The sequence below is a fragment of the Amycolatopsis sp. NPDC059021 genome, assembly GCF_042739895.1.
Taxonomy (GTDB): domain Bacteria; phylum Actinomycetota; class Actinomycetes; order Mycobacteriales; family Pseudonocardiaceae; genus Amycolatopsis.
On the sequence record NZ_JBHYIQ010000030.1, the window covers coordinates 1 to 3364 of the forward strand.

Below are 3364 nucleotides of genomic sequence, written 5' to 3' on the forward strand. Positions count from 1 at the left end.
AACCCTCCAAGCGTGGCCCGGGGGTTCTACCACACCGGCGTACAAAACCTACCGGACATGGGGGGCCCCGTTTTTGGGGGGGCCCCCCCTTTCTTCGTGTCTGATGGAGACATGCCGACTTTCGCCACGTTCGACGGGCTCCGACTGCACTACACGGTGTGGGACGGCGATGGGCGGCATCGGCGTCCGGTGGTGCTGCAGCACGGCTTCGCGGCCGACACGAACGCGAACTGGATCGGCCCCGGCGTCGTCGAGGCGCTGCGCGAGGCCGGCTTCACCGTCATCTCGCTCGACGCGCGGGGTCACGGCCGGTCCGAAAAGCCGCACGAGCCCGAGCGCTACACCGAGGACACCATGGCGCTGGACGTGTCCGCGCTGCTCGACGAACTGGGCCTCGACGAGGTGTCGCTGGTCGGCTATTCGATGGGCGCGATCATCGCGCTGGCCACGACCGCTTCGGACCAGCGCGTCCGCTGCCTGGCCACCGGTGGCGTCGGCTCCGGGATCGTCGACTTCGGCGGCGTCGACACCCGGGTCGTGCGGCCGGAGGAGATCGTGACCGCGATGCTCGCCGACGACCCGACTGACCTCCCAGCGGCGTCGGCGCCGTTCCGCGCGCTGGTCGATCTCGTCGGCGGTGACCGCCACGCGCTGGCCGCCGTCGCGCGCGGCGCGAAGAACGTCCCGATGGACCTGACCGCGATCGGTGTCCCGACCCTTGTCCTCGCCGGGGAGCAGGACCCACTGGCCGCCGAACCCGAACGCCTCGCCGCCGCCATCGCGGGCGCCCGTCTGGTCCGCGTCCCCGGCGACCACATGACCGCGGTCATGAACCCCGCCTTCTCGGCCGCGCTGGTGGACTTCCTCTCCGCCCACCCCGCCGATCACCCGGCGCGCCCCGCCCACCGCGTTTAGCCCGCTAAACGCACTTGGGCAGCCGCCGGAGAGCGCGTTCAGCCCGCTAAACGCGGGTCAGCTCGTCGGGGGTGCGCTGGACGGCGCGGCCGGACAGGCAGCGGGACCCGGCGAGTGGCCGGTGATGATCCATTGCCCCTTTTCGACCTTGGACACCTTGAAGACGCCCAGCGCCGGACCGCCTTTCACACGGTACGAACACGAGTCGATCGTGACCGTGTCCCCGGGAAGCGGCTCGGAAACACTCGAGGGCAGCGATTCGGCGTAGTCGTTCTTGCTGGTCACCTGCGTGGCGAGGGCCTGGACCGCGGCCCGGCAGTCGGGCTGGCCCATGTCCCTGGCGAACTTGGACTGGATGTCGATGTTCTGCTTCGGGTCGAAGCTGAACCGGCCACAGGCGTCGTCCACGCGGCCCTGCGCGATGTTGTGGTAGACGAACCGGACGGCCTCGTACGGGTTGGTCGAGAAGATGTGGTTGGAGTGGTAGGTGCCGCCACCTTCCGCCGCGATCTGCGCGGACGACTTCCCGGCGTCGCTCGGGAAGAAGTGGTGGTAGGCCCAGGTGGCCGCGATGGCGAGCAGCACGAACGCGAGGATCCAGCCGAGCACCTTTCCGCCGAGCCGCTTCAGCCAGCGAGGAACCCGCGGCCGGGGGCGTTCGGCGGGCGCCAGCAGGCCCGTCTGCGGGGCCGGGACCGGCGGCTGCCAGTTCTGATGGGGGACGGGTTGCTGGGACGGTGCCGGGACCAGACCGCCTTCCGGCGTCGGCGCGGGCTGGTTGCCCTGCTGTGCCTGGGTGAAGCGCAGGTAGTCCTGGAACTGCTTGAACTGCTCGAACTCGCGCAGCTGCTGCGGATCGAGCTGCGGCGCGGGCGGCTGTGCGGGGGTGGCGGGCGACGGCGGTTGCGCCGCGCTCGCGGGTTCGATGTCCGTGCCGGGGTCGTGTCCCGGCTTTCCGTCATCACGCTGCTCCGCCACGTCACCATGATGCCTCCCCGCGTGTCTCCCGCCACCCCCTGGGCACCTTGGCGACCGCGTTTAGCCCGCTAAACGCAGGTCACGGCGGGGGTGGGAGAGGAGGGCGGGAAGGGGTGCCGTATGCTGGTCGACGGTTCTACCGAAGACCGCTGGTTTTCCCGGCGCCCGGATGGGCGCGGGGAACGAAGGCCCCGCAGTGGCGGGCGGCCCGCGCAGGAGGAACGAGGCTCGCCCGCGGCATCGCAAGGTGCCCGTGTGTCAACGCCCCGCGTCTGCTGCGCTGGGGCGTTTCGTCGTTTCAAGGGCTCTTCGGCCAGTGGAAACACTAGCCAAGAGAGGAGGCGACCATGGCGAAGCCCGACAAGGTGGCGGCCGTCGCCGAGATCGCGGAGAGCTTCCGCAGCAGCTCGGCCACTGTCGTTACCCAGTACACCGGCCTCTCCGTGTCCCAGCTGTCCCAGCTGCGCCGCGCTCTCGGCACCAACGCCAAGTACCGGGTCGCGAAGAACACCCTCGTCAAGCGTGCCGCCGAGGACGCCGGCATCGAGGGCCTCGAGGACCTGTTCGTCGGTGCGACCGCCATCGCCTTCGTCAAGGGTGAGGCGGTTGACGCCGCGAAGGCGCTTCGCGACTTCGCGAAGGAAAACAACGCGCTTGTCATCAAGGGCGGCTACATGGACGGCCGCGCCCTCAGCGTCGAAGAGATCGGCAAGATCGCCGACCTCGACAGCCGCGAGGTCCTGCTGTCCAAGGCCGCCGGCGCGTTCAAGGCGAAGCTGTCCCAGGCCGCCGCGCTGTTCCAGGCGCCGGCGTCCCAGGTCGCCCGCCTGGCCGCCGCGCTGGAGGAGAAGCAGCGCGAATCCGGTACCGCAGCCGAAGCACCCGCCGAGAGCTGAACCACCCCACCCCCGAACGTCTAGTTCGTTTCAGAGAGGAAAGCCATCATGGCGAAGCTGAGCACCGCCGAGCTGATCGACGCCTTCAAGGAGCTCACCCTTCTTGAGCTGTCCGAGTTCGTGAAGGAGTTCGAGGAGACCTTCGACGTCACCGCCGCCGCCCCGGCCGCCGTCGTCGCCGCCGCCCCGGGTGCCGCCGCTCCGGCCGCCGCCGAGGAGCAGGACGAGTTCGACGTCGTCCTCGAGTCCGCCGGTGACAAGAAGATCCAGGTCATCAAGGTCGTCCGCGAGGTCGTCTCGGGCCTGGGCCTGAAGGAGGCCAAGGAGCTCGTCGAGAGCGCCCCCAAGGCCCTCCTGGAGAAGGTCGACAAGGAGGCCGCCGAGGCCGCCAAGGAGAAGCTCGAGGCCGCCGGCGCCAAGATCGCCATCAAGTGATCTTGGGCGCGTCAGCGCCTTGCAGTACCGCCGAAGGGGGGGGGGGGGGGCGGGGGGGGCCCCCCCCCAACGGGGTGTTGGGCCCGCCGCCCCCCCCCCCCCCCCCCCCCGGGTTGCCCCCGAAAACCGCTGTGGGCGCG

The 3364-nt window shown here is 70.3% G+C and carries 4 protein-coding genes; 3 read left to right on the plus strand and 1 reads right to left on the minus strand.

Annotated elements, in window-relative coordinates:
* The first annotated feature begins 111 nt into the window (after nucleotides 1-111).
* Nucleotides 112-915 (plus strand): alpha/beta fold hydrolase, encoded by an 804-nt coding sequence (locus tag ACFWX1_RS19495; RefSeq protein WP_378389135.1) that lies wholly within the window; start codon nucleotides 112-114, stop codon nucleotides 913-915.
* Nucleotides 916-972: 57 nt separating this feature from the next.
* Here the strand turns inward: ACFWX1_RS19495 and ACFWX1_RS19500 are convergent, their stop codons facing one another.
* Nucleotides 973-1893 (minus strand): hypothetical protein, encoded by a 921-nt coding sequence (locus ACFWX1_RS19500; RefSeq protein ID WP_378389137.1) that lies wholly within the window; start codon nucleotides 1891-1893, stop codon nucleotides 973-975.
* Between the two features lie 347 nt (nucleotides 1894-2240).
* Between ACFWX1_RS19500 and rplJ the strand changes: the two genes are divergently transcribed.
* Both rplJ and rplL read left to right on the plus strand, forming a co-directional pair.
* Nucleotides 2241-2789, plus strand: coding sequence for a 50S ribosomal protein L10 (gene rplJ, locus ACFWX1_RS19505; protein ID WP_378323488.1), 549 nt, complete (start codon nucleotides 2241-2243; stop codon nucleotides 2787-2789).
* 48 nt (nucleotides 2790-2837) lie between these two features.
* Complete coding sequence (gene rplL / locus ACFWX1_RS19510; RefSeq protein WP_378323487.1) at nucleotides 2838-3224, plus strand: 50S ribosomal protein L7/L12; 387 nt, start codon at nucleotides 2838-2840, stop codon at nucleotides 3222-3224.
* Nucleotides 3225-3364 lie beyond the last annotated feature (140 nt).